This window comes from Cellulosimicrobium sp. CpK407 (assembly GCF_051844275.1).
Classification (GTDB): domain Bacteria; phylum Actinomycetota; class Actinomycetes; order Actinomycetales; family Cellulomonadaceae; genus Cellulosimicrobium; species Cellulosimicrobium cellulans_G.
On record NZ_JBGNYC010000011.1, the window covers coordinates 60,456 to 80,230 of the forward strand.

General features: G+C 74.3%; 19 protein-coding genes and 1 tRNA gene. 11 read left to right on the forward strand and 9 right to left on the reverse strand.

The annotated features are described in order from the left end of the window. The first annotated feature begins 22 nt into the window (after positions 1-22). Together ABWU78_RS07245 and ABWU78_RS07250 are read left to right on the forward strand one after the other, a co-directional pair. Positions 23-805 (forward strand): ABC transporter ATP-binding protein, encoded by a 783-nt coding sequence (locus ABWU78_RS07245; RefSeq protein ID WP_253052482.1) that lies wholly within the window; start codon positions 23-25, stop codon positions 803-805. A 96-nt stretch (positions 806-901) separates the two neighbouring features. Further along, positions 902-1,954 (forward strand): ABC transporter substrate-binding protein, encoded by a 1,053-nt coding sequence (locus ABWU78_RS07250; protein ID WP_439157974.1) that lies wholly within the window; start codon positions 902-904, stop codon positions 1,952-1,954. Here the strand turns inward: ABWU78_RS07250 and ABWU78_RS07255 are convergent. Further along, complete coding sequence (locus ABWU78_RS07255; RefSeq protein WP_439157975.1) at positions 1,905-2,954, reverse strand: squalene cyclase; 1,050 nt, start codon at positions 2,952-2,954, stop codon at positions 1,905-1,907. The two genes, ABWU78_RS07250 and ABWU78_RS07255, sit on opposite strands and share 50 nt — an antisense overlap. Positions 2,955-2,985: 31 nt before the next feature. Beyond that, the gene (locus ABWU78_RS07260; protein WP_353706969.1) at positions 2,986-3,210 is read right to left on the reverse strand and encodes a hypothetical protein; all 225 of its coding nucleotides are present in this window, start codon (positions 3,208-3,210) and stop codon (positions 2,986-2,988) included. Positions 3,211-3,516: 306 nt separating this feature from the next. Here ABWU78_RS07260 and ABWU78_RS07265 point away from each other — a divergent pair, with 306 nt between their 5' ends. Then, positions 3,517-3,675 carry a hypothetical protein gene (locus ABWU78_RS07265; RefSeq protein WP_353706968.1) on the forward strand — a complete coding sequence of 53 codons (159 nt, stop codon included), beginning with the start codon at positions 3,517-3,519 and terminating at the stop codon, positions 3,673-3,675. 57 nt (positions 3,676-3,732) lie between these two features. Here the strand turns inward: ABWU78_RS07265 and ABWU78_RS07270 are convergent, their stop codons facing one another. Together ABWU78_RS07270 and ABWU78_RS07275 are read right to left on the reverse strand one after the other, a co-directional pair. Then, entirely contained in the window at positions 3,733-5,112 is a 1,380-nt protein-coding gene (locus ABWU78_RS07270; RefSeq protein ID WP_439157976.1) for a permease prefix domain 1-containing protein, read from the reverse strand. Then, complete coding sequence (locus ABWU78_RS07275) at positions 5,112-5,486, reverse strand: PadR family transcriptional regulator (protein WP_253051611.1); 375 nt, start codon at positions 5,484-5,486, stop codon at positions 5,112-5,114. Before ABWU78_RS07275 ends, ABWU78_RS07270 begins: the two co-directional genes overlap by 1 nt. Before the next feature lie 149 nt (positions 5,487-5,635). Here ABWU78_RS07275 and ABWU78_RS07280 point away from each other — a divergent pair, with 149 nt between their 5' ends. Beyond that, positions 5,636-6,919, forward strand: a complete 1,284-nt coding sequence (locus ABWU78_RS07280; RefSeq protein WP_439157977.1) for a glycosyltransferase — start codon at positions 5,636-5,638, stop codon at positions 6,917-6,919. Positions 6,920-7,069: 150 nt separating this feature from the next. Here ABWU78_RS07280 and ABWU78_RS07285 read toward each other — a convergent pair. After that, positions 7,070-7,152 (reverse strand) — tRNA-Leu (locus tag ABWU78_RS07285). Between the two features lie 326 nt (positions 7,153-7,478). Here ABWU78_RS07285 and ABWU78_RS07290 point away from each other — a divergent pair. From ABWU78_RS07290 to pknB, 7 genes are all read left to right on the forward strand, one after another. Beyond that, positions 7,479-8,186, forward strand: coding sequence for an FhaA domain-containing protein (locus ABWU78_RS07290; RefSeq protein WP_024841610.1), 708 nt, complete (start codon positions 7,479-7,481; stop codon positions 8,184-8,186). A 10-nt stretch (positions 8,187-8,196) separates the two neighbouring features. Beyond that, complete coding sequence (locus ABWU78_RS07295; RefSeq protein WP_439157978.1) at positions 8,197-8,700, forward strand: FHA domain-containing protein FhaB/FipA; 504 nt, start codon at positions 8,197-8,199, stop codon at positions 8,698-8,700. Between the two features lie 6 nt (positions 8,701-8,706). Then, a complete protein-coding gene (locus tag ABWU78_RS07300; protein WP_439157979.1) occupies positions 8,707-10,122 on the forward strand; it encodes a Stp1/IreP family PP2C-type Ser/Thr phosphatase in 1,416 nt (471 codons plus the stop codon). Next, positions 10,122-11,777, forward strand: coding sequence for an FtsW/RodA/SpoVE family cell cycle protein (locus ABWU78_RS07305; RefSeq protein WP_439157980.1), 1,656 nt, complete (start codon positions 10,122-10,124; stop codon positions 11,775-11,777). Before ABWU78_RS07300 ends, ABWU78_RS07305 begins: the two co-directional genes overlap by 1 nt. Beyond that, positions 11,774-13,240 carry a peptidoglycan D,D-transpeptidase FtsI family protein gene (locus ABWU78_RS07310; RefSeq protein ID WP_439157981.1) on the forward strand — a complete coding sequence of 489 codons (1,467 nt, stop codon included), beginning with the start codon at positions 11,774-11,776 and terminating at the stop codon, positions 13,238-13,240. The genes ABWU78_RS07305 and ABWU78_RS07310 overlap by 4 nt, the downstream gene beginning before the upstream one ends. Continuing rightward, positions 13,237-14,838 carry a protein kinase domain-containing protein gene (locus ABWU78_RS07315; protein ID WP_439157982.1) on the forward strand — a complete coding sequence of 534 codons (1,602 nt, stop codon included), beginning with the start codon at positions 13,237-13,239 and terminating at the stop codon, positions 14,836-14,838. The genes ABWU78_RS07310 and ABWU78_RS07315 overlap by 4 nt, the downstream gene beginning before the upstream one ends. A 110-nt stretch (positions 14,839-14,948) precedes the next feature. Beyond that, positions 14,949-17,021 (forward strand): Stk1 family PASTA domain-containing Ser/Thr kinase, encoded by a 2,073-nt coding sequence (pknB, locus tag ABWU78_RS07320; protein ID WP_439157983.1) that lies wholly within the window; start codon positions 14,949-14,951, stop codon positions 17,019-17,021. Between the two features lie 150 nt (positions 17,022-17,171). On the opposite strand, the gene ABWU78_RS07325 is transcribed toward pknB, so the two are convergent. From ABWU78_RS07325 to ABWU78_RS07340, 4 genes are read right to left on the reverse strand one after another with little or no spacing between them, the layout of a single operon-like run. Next, positions 17,172-17,831 carry an aminodeoxychorismate/anthranilate synthase component II gene (locus ABWU78_RS07325; RefSeq protein WP_253051603.1) on the reverse strand — a complete coding sequence of 220 codons (660 nt, stop codon included), beginning with the start codon at positions 17,829-17,831 and terminating at the stop codon, positions 17,172-17,174. Then, positions 17,828-18,022, reverse strand: a complete 195-nt coding sequence (locus tag ABWU78_RS07330) for a hypothetical protein (protein ID WP_353706957.1) — start codon at positions 18,020-18,022, stop codon at positions 17,828-17,830. Before ABWU78_RS07330 ends, ABWU78_RS07325 begins: the two co-directional genes overlap by 4 nt. Further along, positions 18,022-18,801 (reverse strand): class E sortase, encoded by a 780-nt coding sequence (locus ABWU78_RS07335; protein WP_439157984.1) that lies wholly within the window; start codon positions 18,799-18,801, stop codon positions 18,022-18,024. Before ABWU78_RS07335 ends, ABWU78_RS07330 begins: the two co-directional genes overlap by 1 nt. Beyond that, positions 18,798-19,574, reverse strand: coding sequence for a DUF881 domain-containing protein (locus ABWU78_RS07340; RefSeq protein ID WP_439157985.1), 777 nt, complete (start codon positions 19,572-19,574; stop codon positions 18,798-18,800). The genes ABWU78_RS07335 and ABWU78_RS07340 overlap by 4 nt, the downstream gene beginning before the upstream one ends. Positions 19,575-19,775: the final 201 nt, after the last annotated feature.

The window sequence follows — 19,775 nt, forward strand, 5'->3', positions numbered from 1 at the left end:
CCGCGTCCCGTCCGCTGACCGCCTGCACGCCGACGGGATCACGGTCGGCTACGACGACCGCGTCATCTCCTCCGACCTCGACGTGAGCATCCCCGACGGGTCGTTCACGGTGATCGTCGGGCCGAACGCGTGCGGCAAGTCGACGCTGCTGCGCGCGCTGTCGCGCCTGCTCAAGCCGTCGCGGGGGCAGGTCGTGCTCGACGGCCGCTCGATCTCCTCCATCCCCGCGAAGGAGGTCGCGCGCCGCCTCGGCCTCCTGCCGCAGACGTCGATCGCGCCCGAGGGCATCACCGTCGCCGACCTCGTCGCCCGCGGGCGCTACCCGCACCAGAAGCTCCTGCGCCAGTGGTCGCGCGAGGACGAGGCCGCGGTGGTCGGCGCGCTCGCCGCGACCGGGACGACCGAGCTCTCGGGCCGTCTCGTCGACGAGCTCTCCGGCGGGCAGCGCCAGCGCGTGTGGGTCGCCATGGTCCTCGCGCAGGAGACGCCCCTCCTCCTGCTCGACGAGCCGACGACGTTCCTCGACATCGCGCACCAGATCGAGCTGCTGGAGCTGTGCGCCGACCTCAACCGCGACCGCGGGCACACGCTCGTCGCGGTGCTGCACGACCTCAACCACGCGTGCCGCTACGCGACGCACCTCATCGCCATGAAGGACGGCGCGGTCGTCGCCGAGGGCGCGCCGGCCGACGTCGTGACGGCCGACCTGGTCGAGGACGTGTTCGGCCTGCCGTGCCGCATCATCGCCGACCCCGTGACGGGCACCCCGCTCGTCGTGCCCGAGGGTCGTCCTCGCCGCGCCTGACCGCGCGGCCCCCGTTCCCCGCCGGTCGACCCACCCGCCCGACCGGCCCCCCACCGTCCTGCGCTCGCCCGCACCGCCTCGTCGGAGGAGCAACGCATGACCCGCACCACCCGTCCCTCGTCCACCCTGCCCACGGCAGCCCGCCCGACCCGGCACCGGCGCCCGGTGCGCTCCCTCGCCGCCGGCGCGCTCGCCGTCGGGCTCGCGGCCACGCTCGCCGCGTGCTTGGCCGGCACCGAACCCGGGACCGACGGCGCGGACCCGGCCGCGGCCGCGGACGGCTGGTCCTGGACGTCCTCGGGCTACGGCACGACGTACGCGCTCGACGAGGCGCCGGACAGCCTCGTCGTGGACGGCTACACCGCCGCGGCGCTGTGGGACTACGGCGTGCGGCCCTCCGGAGTGTTCGGCTACGGCTTCTCCGACGCCGGCGCGCTGTCGATCGGCAACGCCCGGGTCGACGAGATGGAGGTCGTCGGGGCCGACGCCGAGCTCAACCTGGAGAAGCTGCTCGCGCTCGAGCCCGACCTCGTGATCGGGTTCGGCAACGAGGACGGCACGGCCTGGACCTGGTGGGACGACACGGTCACCGAGGAGGCGACGGCGGTCGCTCCGTTCGTCGGCATGAGGTTCTCGGGCCGGCCGGTCGTCGAGGTGATCGAGGACTACGCGTCGCTCGCGGAGGCGCTCGGCGGCGACGTCGACTCGCCGGAGGTCGCGGAGGCGAAGGCCGCGTTCGACGAGCGGCTCGACACGCTGCGCGGCATCGCGGCGGAGAAGCCGCTGACGATCCTGCCGCTCAACGGCGCGGAGCAGCTGTGGGTGGGCCAGAAGAACCTCGGCCAGCTCGCGCTGCTCGAGGAGCTGGGCTTCACGATCGGCGGGCCGCAGGACCAGGAGGGCTGGGCCGAGCTGAGCTGGGAGCGCGTGCCGGACCACCCGGCCGACGTCGTGCTGAGCTACACGGGCTCCGACGAGGCGATGGCCGCCAACCCCGTCTACGCGGGGCTGCCCGCGGTGCAGGCGCGCCAGGTCGTCGGGTGGGACGACAAGCGGCCGTTCACCTACGCGAGCTACGTCGAGTGGTTCGACGAGCTCATCACGGTGCTCGACGGCGCCGAGGTCGTGTCGGGCGCGCCGACGTCCTGACGCCCGCGCCGTCCCACCAGTCGAGGACGACGGTCGCGTGGTAGGTGAGCCAGCGCGACGGCTCGCCCGCGGGGGCGTCGACCTCGAACCACACCCGGCCCGGGTGGCGCCGGCCCTGGAGCCAGGTGCCGTCCGGGCGCCGGGCGCGGCGGACGTGCTCGACGGCGTCCGCCGCGCGCGGGTCGGGGGGCGTCCCGTCGAGCAGCGACGCCTCGCGCAGGTAGACCAGCGCGTTGAGCACGCTGTAGTACCAACGGAACGGGTACGCGAGGCGGAACACCCAGTCCCCGACGGGCTCGCCGGTGCTCAGGCGGCGGAACAGGCCGCGGCGCAGCAGGTACTCCTCGCCGGAGCGACGCGCCGCCCGCAGCTCGTCGCTGCCGCCCGCGAGCTCCTGGTACGCGAGCAGGCCCTTGAGCGCGTTGAGGGTCGAGTGGAACGAGGAGACGGTGGCGCCCTCGACCCAGTCGCAGTTCCACCCGCCGTCGGGCAGCCGGCCCGCCACGACGGCGGCGAGCAGCTCCGAGACGTCGGCCCCGAGCCACGCACCCGCGGCGAGCGTGTACCCGTTGATGCACCAGTCGACCTCGCCGCCCCAGTAGGGCAGGTCGTCGTACTCCCAGCGGCTGTGCGCCGCGAGCAGCTCGGGCGTGCGGCGCGCGCGCAGCACGCCAGGGTCGAGCCCCCACTCACGGAGCGCGACGAGCGACCACGTCGTCGCCGTCCAGGGCTGGCCCTCCTCGGGCGCTCCGCCGGCGTCCACCGCTCCCGCGTCCGCCGGGAAGTACGCGCCGCCCGCCCACTGCCCGTCGGGGTCCTGCAGCGCGAGCAGGCGCGCGCCGAAGCCCTCGGTCGCGACGCGCGCCCGCGTCGCCTCCCAGACCTCGGGAGGCGCGTGCACGACGTCGCGCTCGACCCGCCACCGCAGCGCCGGGTCGGCGTCGAGCAACCAGTCGACCAGCCCGTCCTCGGGCGGCACTCCGGGAGTGGCGGCGGCCATCCCGCCACGCTACGCCCGGGCGCACGCGCCGTCAGCCCTCGTCGTCCGCCCGTCCGGCGACGACGGCGACGGCGCGCGCGAGCTCGTCCCCGCTCGGGACGGCGTCCGGGTCGAGGAGCCAGAGGATGCCGAGGCTCTGCACGAGCACGAAGTCGAGCCGGGCGACAGCCGCGAGGTCGGCCTCGCTCAGCTCGGGCCGGGCCGCCCGCCCGACGCCGCACGCTTCCACCTTGTCGTCGGGGCCGACGGCGTCCACTCCGCGACGCGTCGGCTCGCGTTCGGGCCGGAGGAGCAGTTCGTGACCTCCCTCGGCGGCTACGCGGCGTTCTCGACGTCCCCGACCCGGTCGCCGGCCGGGTGGTGCTCCTGGGGGACGCGGCGTCGTGCGGCTCGCCCATGACGGGCCAGGGCACCGCGACCGCCCTGGTCGGCGCCTACCTCCTCGCCACGCGGCTGGGGGCGACCCCCGGACGACCCCGCCGGCGCGGCGCGGCGCTACGCGGCCGACGTCGCCCCGTTCGTCGAGGCGGGGAAGAAGATCCCCGGCGGGGGCATCGCCCGCATGGTGCCGGGGAGCCGGCTGGAGGCGGCGGTGCTGCGCGCGACCACCGGCGTCATGCGGTCGCGCGCGCTGCGCCCGCTGGTGCGGCGCATGTTCCGGGCGGGTGGCGAGGCGCCGTCGCTCCCGGCGACCGACGCGGCGCCGCAGCCCGTCCGCTGAACGACCGCCCGGCACCCTGCCGTGCCGGGCCCGCCGCGGGCCCGGCACGGCGGGTCGTCAGACGAAGCCGAACACGGGCGGGAAGACGACGGCCACGATCGCGGCCCACGCCGCGTACACGGGCAGGAACCGGGTCTGCCAGGCGACGAGGTCGGCGAACGGGCGCCGCCCGCGCAGGAACGCCGTCGCGAGGACGGCGGACCACACGAGGTGCACGAGCAGGAGCAGGTTGAGCCCGAGCGCGGCGGCCTTGTTGGGGCTGACGCCGAACTCGGCGATGCGCGTGAGCATCGCCGTGAGCGCGACGGCGTCGACCGCGAGCGCCGCGACGACGAGGACGACCTGGAGGCCGTCGAAGAACGACCCGGGCGCGAGCGGGTCGCGTGCCGAGACCGAGTAGAGGAGCAGGCACAGGACGAGCACGAGGATCGCGTCCATGAGGATGAGCAGCTCGCGGTCGACGGCGGCGAGGTTCCCCGCGGTCGCGAGGACGACGAACGCGGCGAGGAGCATGACGAGCGTCAGGGGCGTGAAGACGCGCGTGAGCACGGGCGCGATGTTCTCGACGACGTTCTGCTTGGCCTCGACGAGCCACGCGGCCACGATCAGCGCGGCCGGGACGCACAGGGTCAGGATCCAGGCGTCGAGGTAGGGCTCGAGGTCGACGCCGGCGAGCGAGAAGACCCCGATCGTCAGGCCGAGCAGGACGCCGCCGCCGAGCGCGATGAGCGTGTAGTACACGGCGAGCTCGCCCGTGAACCGCACGAAGTCCATGCGTCGTGCGTCCGAGCGCCACCGCCCGCCGACGTACGCGAGCCCGACGACGGACCACAGCGTCACGGGCGCGGCGAGCGCCGCGAGGACGAACGTCGAGTCCGTGGGCTGGAACGGGTACAGGTTGAGGACGAGGCCCAGCGCGACGAACGGCACGACGAGCGCGCCGACCACGCGCGCCGTGACCTGCCGCTTCCACGCGAGGTAGGCCGTGAGGAACGGCAGCACGAGGAGCCCGACGTTGAGGCCGACCGTCTCCCACGGGAGGAGCACGGTCGCGACCTTCACGGTGACGCCCACCGCGACGGCGAGCGCGAGCACCACCGCGAGCTCGCGCCACGACCGCGTGCGGCCGGTCGGCTGCTCGCCGACGAGGACGAGCTGCTTCCACAGCCGCTCGGAGTGCTCGTGCGCGAACTCGCGCGAGAGGTCGTCGAGCGTGCCCATGCGCTTCACCGCGACGAGGAACGCCTCGTCGTCGTCGAGCCCGGTCGCGCGGAGGTCCTCGACCCGCTCGCGCAGGTGGTCCTCCATCTCGTCGACGTCCGCGCCGGAGATGGCCTCGCGGCGGCGGACGTAGCCGCGCCACTGGTCGATCTGGGCCTCGAGCGCGGCGTGCGGGACCGGGCTCGCCCCGCCCGCGGGAGCGGTCGTGGCGCCCATCAGGCCCACCCCTCCGCGACGCGCGGCGGGGTCGGCAGCCCGTCCTGCGCCGCGCGCCAGACCTGGTGGAGCGCGTGCGCGACGACGTCCCACTGCGCCTGGCGCTCGACGAGCGCCTCGCGCCCCGCGGCGGTGATCGCGTAGTGCTTGCGGCGCCGCCCGACGTCGGACGTGCCCCACGACGCCTCGACGAGACCGAGCCGCTCCAGCCGGTGCAGGAGCGGGTAGAGCATGCCGTCGGTCCACTGCATGCGCCCGCCCGAGAGCTCGTCGACGCGCTTGAGGATCGCGTACCCGTACGACTCGCCGTCCGCGAGGATCCCGAGCACGAGCGGGGTGGCCGACGCGGCCACGAGGTCCTTGTCGATACGCATGGCACTCCTATGCCTAGTTCTTCTAGGGATACAGACCCTAGCAGATCTAGGGTTGGCGGAGCGGCCCTGGGGGCTAGCGTGGTCCTGCGACGCGGTCGTCACGTCGCGAGCGGGACGCCCCTCGCCGGCCGCGACCGGGGGGGTGGGCCATGCCTCGCACGTACCTCTTCGCCCTGACCGACGGCGGCGGGACGGTCCCGCCGGAGGTGGGGGCCGTGCGGCGGCTCGTGGAACGCGGGCACCGCGTGCGCGTGCTCGCCGAGGACTCGATGGCTCCCGAGGTCCGCGCGACGCGTGCGACGCTCGTCCCGTGGCGCACCGCGCCGAACCGCCCCGACCGCGACCCGGCGCACGACCCTCTCCAGGACTGGGCGGCGCCCAGCCTGCTCGCGCAGGCGCGCGACATGGGCGACCAGCTCATCGCGGGGCCCGCGCCGGACTACACGCGCGACGTGCTCACGGCCGTCGACGACGAGCGTCCCGACCTCGTCGTGACGTCCGTCTTCGCGTTCGGCGCGATGATCGCGGCGCAGTCGCGCGGGATCCCGTTCGACGTCCTGATCCCCAACGTCTACGCCCTGCCCACGCCCGGCCGCACGCCGTTCGGTGCGGGGCTCACGCCCGCGCGCGGGCCGCTCGGCCGGCTGCGCGACCGCGCGATCACCGGTCTCTCGACGCGCGTGTTCGACCGGTACACGCGCGACCGGCTCAACGCCCTGCGCGCCGACCTGGGCCTTGACCCGCTCGGGCGCTCGTGGGAGCAGATGAGCGCCGCGCGCCGCCAGCTCGTCATGACGAGCCCGGCGTTCGAGCTCCCCGGCCCGCTCCCGGCGAACGCCCGGTACGTGGGGCCCGTGCTCGACGACCCGGCGTGGGCCGACGACGTCCCGTGGGCCGCACCGCCGGGCGACGCCCCGCTCGTCCTCGTCGCGCTGTCGTCGACGTTCCAGGACCAGGCCGCGCTCCTGCGGCGCATCGTCGCCGCGCTCGCGACGCTGCCCGTGCGCGGCGTCGTCACGACCGGGCAGGGGCTCGCGCCCGACGCGGTGCCGGGCGCGGCGAACGTCTCCGTGGTCTCCGCCGCTCCCCACCACGAGGTGCTGCGCGACGCCGCGCTCGTCGTCACGCACGGCGGGCACGGCACGCTCCTCAAGGCGTTCGCGGCGGGCTGCCCCGTCGTCGTCCTGCCGCACGGGCGCGACCAGGGCGACAACGCCGTGCGCGTCACGCTGCGGGGCGCGGGCGTCACGCTGTCGCGGAAGGCCTCCGCGGAACGGGTCGCGCGGGCTGTCGGGCAGGTGCTCGGCGACCCCGCGTACCGGCGCCGGGCCGCAGCGCTCGGCGCCGCCGTCCGGCGCGACGCCGAGCACAGCACGCTCGTCGCCGAGCTCGAGGACCTCTGGCCCGAGGGCGACCCACGACCGTCACGCTGACCCGACGGACGCCGCGGCGCGAGGACGCACCCCTCGTCCCCGGCCACGCCCGGACCGCACCGTCCCGGGGATGCACGAAGTCCCGGCCAGGAGAACCTGACCGGGACTTCTCGAGGGTCTTCCGACTGCACCAGTCGGAACCTCGTCACGTGCGCGAGGGGGGACTTGAACCCCCACGCCCTTTCGGACACTGGCACCTGAAGCCAGCGCGTCTGCCATTCCGCCACTCGCGCGTGCCGCAGAAGACTAGCACGACGCACGACGGCGCCTGGAACCGCTCGGCCCGACGTGACGGCCGCCACGTGCCGGTCGTCACGGACGACGAGGAGCCCCGACGGCCGGGCGCCCGACGTTCACACGCTCCGCCCCGAACGCGCCACATCCGTCCGGAGATCGTGCGACGAATCGGGCCTCCGGCGCAGACGTGATCGATACGATCTAGGTAGTCTGCCCGGGACGCGGGTATGCACGAGGGGGCCACCAGGAGCACGTCCGGAGGAGCAGACGACGACCGCGCGGCGCGAGCCGCGGCACGAGCGAGCACGAGGGAGGAGGTGGCATGGGAGTCCTGGACCGCTTCGAGAAGGGCGTGGAGCGCGTGGTGAACAACGCGTTCGCCAAGGTCGGGCGCAGCGAGGTCAAGCCCGTCGAGCTCGCGAGCGCGCTGCGGCGCGAGGTCGACGACCGCGCCGCCGTCGTGGACCGCGAGCGCACGGTCGTGCCCAACGAGTTCACCATCGAGCTGTCGGTGGACGACTTCGGCCAGGTCGAGGGGTGGGGCGCGGAGACGCTCGCCGACGAGCTGGCGTCGAACGTCACGCAGTACGCGGCGTCGCAGCACTACGCGTTCGTCGGCCCGGTGAGCGTGAGCTTCGAGCAGAACGACGCGCTCGACGTCGGCCGCTTCCAGCTCCGCTCGGCGAGCGTGCGGGGCAACGTGGCGCCCGCGACGTCCGCGTCCCCGAGCACGCGGCACCCGCTCGTCGACATCGACGGGCAGCGCTACCTGCTCACCGGCCCGGTCACGGTCATCGGCCGCGGCTCGGAAGCCGACATCGTCGTCGACGACCCGGGGGTCTCGCGCCGCCACCTGGAGATCCGCGTGACGCCGGAGGGGGTCATCGCGACGGACCTCGGCTCGACCAACGGCCTGTTCGTCGAGGGTCACCAGGTGCCGGCCGCGACGCTGCTGGACGGCAACTCCCTGACGATCGGCCGTACCCGCATCATGTTCTGGACCGGCGCGTCCGACAACGAGGAGTGGTGATCCGGCCCGCATGACCGACCTCACGTTCACCCTGCTGCGGCTGGGCTACCTGGTGCTGCTCTGGGTGTTCGTGCTCTCCGCGATCGGGGTGCTGCGTCGGGACCTGTACGGCACCAAGATCACGCCGCGCCGGGGCCGCAAGGGCACCGCGCAGGCCGCGCGCCCGACGTCGGGCCCCACCCCCGCCGCGGCGCCCGAGCCCGCGCGTCCTGCCGCGCCGGCCGGGCCGTCGCGGCTCGTCGTCACCGCCGGCCCGCTGACGGGCACGACGATCCCCCTCACGACGTCGTCGATCCTCATCGGGCGCGCACCGAGCTGCACGCTCGTGCTCGACGACGACTACTCCTCGTCGCGCCACGCGCGCATCTTCCCGCAGCACGGGTCCTGGTTCGTCGAGGACCTCGGCTCCACCAACGGCACCTACGTCGAGGACCAGCGCATCGGCCAGGTGACGCCGCTGGGTCCGGGCACGCGGGTGCGGATCGGTCAGTCCGTCGTCGAGCTGCAGAGGTAGCCCGCAGTGAACATCGCCCTGCGCTACGCCGCGCGCTCCGACGTCGGGCTCGTGCGCTCCAACAACCAGGACTCCGGCTACGCCGGCCCGCACCTGCTCGTCGTCGCCGACGGCATGGGCGGCCACGCCGGGGGAGACGTCGCCTCGTCGATCGCCATCGCGGCGCTCGCACCGCTCGACGGCGAGTCGCACGGCCCGGACGACGCGCTCGCCGAGCTCGAGCGCTCGATCGACCACGCGCGCCAGGACCTCGTGGACCGCAGCGTGACCGACCCCGAGCTGGTCGGCATGGGCACGACCGTCACCGCGATCCTGCGCGCGGGCAACAAGCTCGCGATGGCGCACCTCGGCGACTCGCGCGCGTACCTGCTGCGCGACGGCGAGCTGACCCAGGTCACGACCGACCACACGTTCGTGCAGCACCTCGTGGACACGGGCCGGATCTCGCCCGACGAGGCGGAGACCCACCCGCAGCGCAACGTCGTCATGCGCGTGCTCGGCGACTTCGACATCGACCTCACGCCCGACATGTCGGTGCGCGAGGCGAAGCCGGGCGACCGCTGGCTCCTGTGCTCCGACGGGCTCTCGGGCTTCGTCAGCCCCGAGACGATCGCCCAGTCGCTCTCGGACACCCCCGACGTCGACGAGTGCGCCGACCACCTGCTGCAGCTCGCGCTGCGCGCCGGCAGCACGGACAACGTGACGGTCGTGGTGGCCGACGTCGTGGACCTCGACACGCTGCCCGACGGCACGGCGCCCGGCACCGGGGCCCAGGTCGTCGGGTCGGCCGCGATCGACCGCGACGCCCCGACGTCGGCCGCGGACGGCCCCGCCGCCCGGGCGGCGGCCCTCATGGCGAGCGTGAACGCGCCCGCCGCGACCGAGGAGCCCGCGGCGGACGGCGCGGCGGATCCCGCGCAGGGGGCCGAAGCCCCGGCCGAGACCCCGGGAGACGGCGACGACGACGTGCGGCCCGGCCGCGCGCCCCGCCGCTGGATCACGGTCGTCGCGATCCTCCTCGTCGTCGCGGGCCTGGGCGTGGCCGGCTGGGCGGGCTACCGCTGGACGCAGACGCAGTACTACGTCGGCGTCGCCGACGGCCAGGTCGCCGTGTTCCGCGGCATCCCGGAGAACGCGGGCCCGGTGACGCTGTCGACGCCGATCGAGCTCACGGGGACGCGCGTCACGGACCTGCCGGGCTACGTCGTCGACCGCCTGGAGACCACGATCCCCGCGGAGTCGCTCGAGGACGCCCGCGCGCGGGCGGAGCGCCTCGTCGCCGAGGCCGCGGAGGAGTCCACCGACGCGCCCGCGACCGACGACACCACGGAGGCGCCCACCGAGGGCGCCACCGAGACCCCGGAGGCCGGGGCGCCCGACGTGACCCCGGCACCCACCGACGGCGCCGGCTCGGGGGCCTGATGGCCACGGTGGAGACCACCGAGGTGCGCCCCGGCCGGGGCGCGGAGCTCGGTCTGCTCGTCCTCGCGCTCGCGCTGGGCATCGGGGCGTACGCGCTCGTGGGCCTGCAGCTCACGGGCGAGCTCCCGGGGCGCTTCTACGTGTACAGCATCGGCACGGTGGTGCTCGCGGGCGCCGCGCACGTGCTGCTGCGCTTCAAGGCGCCGTACGCGGACCCGGTGATCCTGCCGATCGCCGTCGCGCTCAACGGCATCGGCCTCGCGATGATCTTCCGCCTCGACCTCGGCTCGCAGGTCACGGGCGGGACCCAGGACCTCGCGCCGCGCCAGCTCCAGTGGACCGCGCTGGGCATCCTCTGCGCGTTCGCCGTGATCTGGTTCCTGCGCGACCACCGGACCCTGCGGCGCTACACGTACACCGCGATGATCGCGGGCATCGTGCTCGTCGCGCTGCCGCTCGTCCCGGGTCTGGGGACGCGCATCAACGGCGCGCAGATCTGGATCAACGTCTTCGGCTTCTCGCTCCAGCCCGCGGAGTTCGCGAAGATCGCGTTCGCGATCTTCTTCGCCGGCTACCTCGTGACGAACCGGGACACGCTCGCGCTCGCCGGGCCCAAGGTGCTCGGGCTCCAGCTCCCGCGCCTGCGCGACCTCGGGCCGATCATCATCGTCTGGCTCGTCTCGCTCGCGATCCTCGTGTTCGAGCGCGACCTCGGCACGTCGCTCCTCTTCTTCGGGCTCTTCGTCGCGATGCTCTACATCGCGACCGAGCGCGTGAGCTGGGTCGTCATCGGCCTCCTGCTCATCGCGGTCGGCGCGGTGCTCGCGGCGTCGACGTTCGGCCACGTCCAGGCGCGCGTCGACGTGTGGCTCCATCCGTTCGACCCCGAGATCTTCGGCCGCAGCCCCGGCGGCTCGGGCCAGCTCGTGGGCGGCCTGTTCTCGCTCGGCAACGGCGGGCTGTTCGGCACCGGCTGGGGCGCGGGCTACCCGCGGACGGTCCCGTACGCGTTCTCCGACTTCATCTACGCCTCGCTCGGCGAGGAGCTCGGGCTCACGGGCCTCATCGGCATCCTGCTCGCCTACCTCATCCTCGTGGAGCGCGGCCTGCGCACCGCGATCGGCGTGCGCGACGGGTTCGGCAAGCTCCTCGCGGGCGGCCTCGCGTTCGTCATGGCGTGGCAGCTCTTCGTCGTCGTCGGCGGGATCACGCGCATCATCCCGCTGACGGGCCTCACCATGCCGTTCGTCGCCCAGGGCGGGTCGTCGCTCCTCGCGAACTGGCTGGTCGTGGGCCTGCTGCTGCGCATCTCCGACGACGCGCGGCGGCCGTCGTCCCTGCCCGTGCGCGGGCAGGTGGCCCCCGGCGGGGCGCGCACGCGCCCCGACTCGGAGCCGGTCGAGGTCGTGGGCGGCGGGGCTCCCGCCGTCGGCGCCCGGCCCGACGACGCGCCCACCACGGTCGGGGCGCCCGGCGCGGGCGCCTCGGCGGGACCCGTCACAGGTCCGACGCGCGCGACGACGGGCGTGCAGCCCGCCGTCGGACAGACGGGCGACGTCCCGGCCCACCCCGACGAGCTGCGCACGGAGGTCGTGCGGCGCCCCGGTCCCGACGGCACCCACCCGGAGACCGACCCCTGGGGAGGAGCCCGGTGAACGTCCCCCTGCGTCGCGTCGCGACGGTCGTCCTCGTCATGTTCCTCGCGCTCATGGTGTCGACGACGTACATCCAGTTCGTCCAGGCGGACTCGCTCAACAACGACTCGCGCAACGCCCGCACGATCTACCGCGAGTACAACAAGTTCCGCGGCCCGATCGTCGTCGCGGGCGACGCGATCGCCTCGTCGACCCCGGTGGACGACGCGTTCGGCTTCCAGCGGCAGTACTCGAACGGCCCGCTGTACGCGCCGGTCTCGGGGTTCCTCTCGCTCACCAACGGGCGCACGGAGATCGAGGACAAGGAGAACGACTACCTGAACGGCGAGGCGAGCTCGCTGTGGCTCGACCGCCTCAGCGCGCTCTTCACCGGCAAGCAGCCCCAGGGCGCGTCCGTCGAGCTGACGATCGACCCCGCAGCGCAGCAGGCCGCCTGGGACGCCCTGGGAGACCAGCGCGGCGCCGTCGTGGCGATCGAGCCGAAGACCGGCCGCGTCCTCGCGCTCGTGTCCAAGCCGAGCTACGACCCCAACGAGCTCGCGACGCACGACACCGCCCTCGCGCGCGAGCGCTACCAGGAGCTGCTCAACGCCGACGGCAACCCGATGTCGAACCGGGCCATCCGGGGCAACACCTACCCGCCGGGGTCGACGTTCAAGATCGTCACCTCGGCCGCGGCGCTCGAGAGCGGGCAGTACACGGCCGAGACCGTGATCCCGGCCCCGGACGAGCTCCCGTACCCGCAGTCGACGCAGACGATGAAGAACTTCGGCGGCACCCGCTGCTCGCCGACGGGCGAGATGACGCTCGCCGACGCCCTCCGCATCTCCTGCAACACCGCCTTCGGCGACCTGGCCATGACGCTCGGCGAGGACGCGATGCGGGACCAGGCTGAGGACTTCGGCTTCGACGCCCCGCTCGAGATCCCGATGGACGTCACGCCGAGCCAGTTCCCCGCCGAGGGCACCCCGGGCGCCGACCCGGCGGGCATCGCGCGCGCGGGCATCGGGCAGGGCGAGGTCAAGGTCACCCCGCTCCAGATGGCGATGGTCGCTGCCGCGATCGCGAACGACGGCGTGCAGATGGCGCCGTACACGGTGGAGACGATCCGCAACCCCGACCTCGACGTCGTCCGCCAGTCCGAGCCGCGCCGCCTGCGCACCTCGGTGTCGCCGTCGACCGCCGAGCAGCTCACGCAGATGATGCTCGGCGTCGTGCAGAACGGCTCCGGGAAGGCGGCACAGATCCCGGGCGTGCAGGTCGCGGGCAAGACGGGCACCGCCGAGACGGGCGGCGAGGCCGCCCCGCACGCGTGGTTCACGAGCTTCGCGCCCGCCGACGACCCGCAGGTCGCGGTCGCGGTCATCGTCGAGAACGGCGGCTCGCTCGGCAACGAGGCGACGGGCGGCGCGATCGCCGCGCCGATCGCGCGCGCCGTCATGGAGGCGGTGTTGAACGGATGAAGCCCGTGAGGGGGCTGACGCTCGGCAACCGCTACCGCCTCGTGCGGCGCATCGCCGTCGGCGGCATGGGCGAGGTCTGGGTCGCGGCCGACGACGCGCTGGGGCGCGAGGTGGCCGTCAAGGTTCTGCGGACCGAGTACGCGGGCAACGAGGACTTCCTCAACCGCCTGCGGACCGAGGCCCGCAACAGCGCCGCGCTCTCGCACCCGAACATCGCGCAGATGTACGACTACGGCGAGACGAACGGCTCCGGGTACCTCGTGATGGAGCTCGTCGTGGGCGAGCCCATGGCGGACCTGCTGGAGCGCGAGCCCGTGCTCCCGCCCGCGCGGCTCCTGCCGATCCTCGCGCAGACCGCCCGCGCGCTGCACGCCGCGCACCTGTCCGGCGTCGTGCACCGTGACGTCAAGCCGGGCAACATCCTCATCGACCGCTCCGGCACCGTGAAGATCACCGACTTCGGCGTCTCGCTCGCGGCCAACCAGGTCCCGATGACCGCGACGGGCATGGTGATGGGCACGGCCCAGTACCTCTCGCCCGAGCAGGCCGTCGGGCAGGCGGCCACGGGGGCGTCGGACATCTACGCGCTGGGCATCGTGGCGTACGAGTCGATCGTCGGGAACCGGCCGTTCACCGGGTCCACCCCGGTCGACATCGCGGTCGCGCACGTCAACGAGCCCGTGCCGCCGCTCCCGTCGTCGGTCGACCCGGAGCTCGCCGAGCTCGTCATGGTCATGCTCGCCAAGGACCCGTTGGCCCGGCCGCACCCGGCCGACGCCCTCGCGCGCGTCTTCGAGGAGATCCAGGCCCGCCTCGCCGCCGACCCGTGGTCCGCCCGGGCCGGCGCGGCCGCCAACACCCGGCGCGGCCGGCGCGCACGCACGACGGCGGACGACGCCCCCCGCGCACCCGAGCCCGACCCCGCGCCCGTCATCACGCCGCTCGTCATCCCGGCGGCCGTGCGCGACCCGCACCCGGTCGACCCCGCGACGCCGTGGATCGCACCGGAGGCCCGACCAGGCGCCCACGCGGCCGAGCCCACGGGCGGCCACCTCGCCGAGAACGACGCCGAGCTCGTCGGTCAGGCGACCGCTCCGCCGTCCGACACGCCGCCCGCGCCCGGGCCCGCCCTGCCGTGGGAGCGCCCCGTCCCCTCGACCGCGGCAGAGGACCCGTCCGGTCCCCGCGCCTACCCGCCGCGCCGCGAGATGCACGGCGGCACCCGCTCGTCGCGGCGTCCGCAGCCCGCTCGCGGCGGCACGCGGCCGGGCTCCGGGTCGGCCGCGAGCACCCCGCCGGCGGCACCGGCCACGCGGGCCGAGGCCCGGCGGCAGTCGCAGGCGGCCCCGTCGCGGTCGTCCTCCGGACGCCGCACGTCCACGACGACGGGGCGGCGCCTCGGCGGGCTCCCGAACGGCCTGACGTGGCCCCTGGTGGCCCTCCTCGGCCTCCTGCTCGTGCTCGTGATCGCCACCATCGCCTCCCTCGGGGACCGGGACGGGGGCGACGCCGACGCGGCTCCCGCGGCCGTCGTCGAGATGGTCCCCGACGACGCCCCGCCGGGCTCCCCGGCCGCCTCCGGACGGGTGACATCGTGACGACATCGTTGTGTTCCCGGCTTTCCCGGACGCCCTCCAGTGGGATGATTGCGCCAGATGTGCCGCGCGCGGACGCGCCCGCGGCTCCGACGACACCGAAGGACGAATGAGTGGTGGACAACGCTCCCCGAGTGCTTGCCGGGCGCTACCAGGTCGGTGAGCTCATCGGCCGTGGTGGCATGGCCGAGGTGCACATCGGGCACGACAACCGCCTCGGTCGCACGGTCGCGATCAAGATCCTGCGGTCCGACCTCGCCCGCGACCCCACCTTCCTCGCGCGCTTCCGCCGCGAGGCCCAGGCCGCGGCGTCCCTCAACCACCCCGCGATCGTCGCGGTGTACGACACGGGCGAGGACGTCCACGCGGACGCCACCGGCAACTCGGTGCACGTCCCGTTCATCGTCATGGAGTACGTCGAGGGCCACACGGTCCGCGACATCCTGCGCGACGGCCAGGCCGTCCCCATCGACGAGGCCGTCGAGATCACGGCGGGCGTGCTCGCGGCGCTCGAGTACTCGCACCACGCCGGGATCGTGCACCGCGACATCAAGCCCGCGAACGTCATGATCACGCCCACGGGCGCGGTCAAGGTCATGGACTTCGGCATCGCCCGCGCGATGGCGGACTCGGCCGCGACGATGACGCAGACGCAGGCCGTCATCGGCACCGCCCAGTACCTCTCGCCGGAGCAGGCGCGCGGCGAGACGGTCGACGCCCGCTCCGACCTGTACTCCACCGGCTGCCTGCTCTACGAGCTGCTCACCGGCCGCCCGCCGTTCATCGGCGACTCGCCCGTCGCGGTGGCCTACCAGCACGTGCGCGAGGCCCCGGCGACGCCGAGCGCCGTCGCGCCGGACGTCCCCGAGGTCCTGGACCGCATCACGCTCAAGGCGCTCGCCAAGGACCGCACGGCCCGCTACTCGAACGCGGCCGAGTTCCGCGCCGACCTCGAGAACGCCGTGCGCGGCGGGGCGATCACGGCCCCTGCGCTCGGGGTCGCCGCCGCCGCGGCGGGCCTCGGTGCCGCGGCCGCGGCCGCCGACCTCCAGCCGACGATGGTCGAGTCCGCGACGCAGGTCATGGCGCCCGCAGCGGCCGCCCCGAATCCGTGGGCGACGAGCGTCGCACCGGCCGTCCCGCCCGGGGACGAGGTCCCGGGGGAGGACGAGGAGGAGCCCAAGAGCCGCAAGGGCCTCATGTGGACCCTCATCGCGATCGGCGTGCTCGCCCTCGCGGCGATCATCACGATGCTCCTCATCAACAGCCAGGGCGAGGAGGAGCCGACGACGGGCACGGTCCCGACGCTCTCGGCGCCGATCACGCCCGAGGAGGCCGAGAAGGCGATCACCGACGCCGGCTTCGAGTACGCGCAGGCCATCGACCAGGAGTCGACCGAGCCCGAGGGGACGTTCACGAAGACCGACCCGGCGGGAGGCACCACCCAGGAGCTCGGCGTGACGGTCACGGCGTTCTTCTCCGCCGGACCGGACGCCGTCACGCTGCAGGATCTCAAGGGCAAGACCCAGGAGGAGGCCCGGCAGTACCTCGCGGACAACGGTCTCAACGTCGGCGACGTCGCCACGGAGGACTCCCCGGACGTCGCGAAGGGGTCCGTGACGCGGACGGCCCCGGGCGCGGGCCAGTCCGTGCCCGCCGGGTCGACGGTCAACCTGTTCGTGTCGAGCGGGCTCGTCACCCTGCCTGACGTCACCGGTCAGCAGTTCGACGCCGCGAAGGCGACGATCGAGGCCCTCGGTCTCGGGGTCGACCGCAGCGACGAGGAGTCCGACGAGGCCGAGAACCAGGTCCTCTCGCAGCAGCCCAACGCCGGGAGCGTCCCCCAGGGGTCGCGCGTGACCCTCAAGGTCGCGATCCCGCGTGCCGCGGAGACGACGACGGTCCCGTCCAACCTCGTCGGGATGACCGAGGACCAGGCGGCGGACGCGCTCGGCGGCGCGGAGCTCAACGTGGGCACCCGGCAGACCCAGGAGTCCGACCAGTGGCCCGCCGGCACGGTCATCGGCTCGGACCCACGGGGTGGCTCCGAGGTTCCCGTCGGCACCCAGGTCTCGCTCATCGTCTCGACCGGCCCCGGCCCGTCGACCGGTGGCGACAACGGCGGCGGCCCCGGCGCTGGGGGCGGCGGAGGCGGCGGAGGCGGCGGCGGGAACAACGACGGCTGACGCGCCGCCCGGCTCGGTATGACGAACGGGCCCCCACCTCGCGAGGTGGGGGCCCGTCGTCGTCCGGAGGACGAGCGGTCAGCAGCCGGGACCAGCGGCGCCGGAGTCCTGGGCCCGTGTCGTGGCCCGCGGACGGGTCGGCTCCCGGGTCTACTGGCGGACCAGCGGTGCCATGCCCGCCGAGCGCTCGACGGCGCCGTCGAGCCCGCAGGCCTCGAGCCAGTTCGCGAGCAGGCGGTGGCCGCCCTCGGTGAGCACGGACTCCGGGTGGAACTGGACGCCGTGCAGGGGCAGGTCGCGGTGCTGCAGGCCCATGATGACGCCGCCGGCGGTCGAGGCGGTCACCTCGAGCTCGGCGGGCACCGTGTCGCTCACGACGGCGAGCGAGTGGTAGCGCGTCGCGGTGAACGGGTCGGGGAGCCCGGCGAGGACGCCCTCGCCCTCGTGCTCGACGAGGCTCGTCTTGCCGTGCATGAGCTCGGGGGCGTGCGTGACCGTCGCGCCGTACACCTCGGCGAGCGCCTGGTGGCCGAGGCACACGCCGAGCATCGGCGTGCGCGAGGTCGCGCACGCACGGATGACCTGCTCGCTCTGGCCGGCCTCCTTGGGCGTCCCGGGCCCGGGCGAGACGAGGACGCCGTCGAAGACGGTCCCGTCGGCGTCGTGGAACCGGCCCTCGGCGTCGGGCTCGGGCACGGCGTCGTTGCGCACGACGACGGTCTGGGCGCCGAGCTGGTCGAGGTAGCCCACGATCGTGTAGACGAACGAGTCGTAGTTGTCCACGACGAGGATGCGGGTCGGGTGGGTCATCGCGGGGCCTCCACGGACGCTGCGCCGGCGGCGTCGGTCTGGATGTTGGGGTCGTTGAACGGCATGTACTCGGACACGATCGGGAACAGCCACTCGAAGCACGCGAGCACGACGGCGGCCGCGAGGACGAGCAGGATCAGCACCCGGACCCACGCGGGCCCGGGCAGCACGCGCCACAGCGCCCCGTACATCACGCGCTCCCTTCAGCGGCAGGAGCCGTCTGGCCGACGAGGTCCGGCGGCGTGCCGTCCTCGACCGGCATCCAGTAGTCCAGCTTCGCGTTGACGATGAACCGTGCCACGAGCGAGTTCAGCCCGATCGGGTGGCACGTCGTCAGGGTGAGGTACCGCTCCGTCGGCTCGACGCCGGGCTGCCACGGGACGGGCGCCACGGCCTCCACCTGGTCCGGCTTCACCGCCTGCATGTGGTCCACGCGGTACACGTACCAGACCCCGCCGGCCTCCACGACGATCGGGTCGCCGATCTCGAGCTCCTCCACGTCGTGGAAGATCTTGCCGTACGTCTGCCGGTGCCCCGCGACCGAGAAGTTCCCGACGTCGCCCGGCATGACCGTCTCCGGGTAGTGCCCGGCCATCGCCTGGTCGAGGATCGAGCGCTTGTCCGTCCCCTCCGCGATCGGCATCATCTTGCCGTCCCACCGCGGCACGTAGAGCGTGCCCCACACCTCGCCCAGCGCCGGCGCCTCCATGACCGGCGGCTCGTCTCGGCGCACGGTCGTCGCGACGTCCCCGGCGTCCGGCGTGGGCGCGTCCATCTCCTCCAGGACCTGCGCCTGCACGCGGTCGGCCTGCACGTCCGTCCACCACAGCTGCCACACCACGTACAGCCCCAGCAGGATGCCGAGCGTGATGAGCAGCTCCCCGACGACGCCGACGACCGTGGACACGGGGCCGCGCCCCGAGGCACGGCGGCCCGCGTGCCGCACCGGCGTGGGCGCGGTGGCCGTCATGACGCCACCGCGTCGGACGGGCGCGCGTAGCGGAGCTCGAGCGCACCCTCGTAGCCGGGGAGCTCGAGGTCGGACGCGTCCTCGACCGACCAGCCCAGGTTCACCGCGTCGACGTACTCCTGGTACACCTGGACGCCCGGCGAGCGCTCCAGGGCGTCGCGCAGCGCGTCCGGGTCGCCCACGGCCTCCACGACGTAGGGCGGCGAGTACACGCGTCCGTGCAGCAGGAGGATGTTGCCCGCGCACCGGAACGCCGACGTCGCGGTCACCCGCTGCCCCTGGAGCGTCATCGCCTCCGCGCCGCCGGCCCACAGGGCGTTGACGACGGACTGGATGTCCTGCTGGTGCACGACGAGGTCGTCCGGACGGATCTGCGGCGGGTAGTTGCCCTCGGGCGGGGCGTCGTCGAGCGTGACGGTCAGGCCCGTGCCGCTGACCGGCGTCGTGCCCGCCGCGACGGCGGTGCGCGACGCGAGGTCGGGGTCGACGCCGGCCGGCGCGTCGCCGGTCTGCGACAGTCCCGCGATCTCCTCCGTGAGCGCGTCGACCTGGGCCGAGAGGTCCGCCACGCGGTCCGACTCGCGGTCGACGAGCTGGGCGAGGTTCTCGGGGTGGCGCGAGTCCTCGCCCCGGGCGAGGCGCGCGTTGGCGGTGAACATGACGCCGGCGAGCGCGAGGACGAGGGCGACCGTCACGGCGGACCGGACCCGGCGCGAGCGCGGGGGCGCGGCAGGCTCGTCCGGCGTCGCGGAGGCGGGGTCGGTGCCGCTCACGGACCGTCTCCTTCCTGGGCGGACGAGGGCGTCGACCGTCTCTCCGACGTGTCTCGGCCGCGCGTCTGTCGTGTCGTCGTCGCCGCGACCGGGCCGTTGCCCGCGCGCGGTGTCCCTGCCTATTGTGTGCGCCCACTACGCTAGTCGACGAACGTCGTCCACGATCGTGACGGACCCGTGCTCTCACGGAGCCCCGCGGCG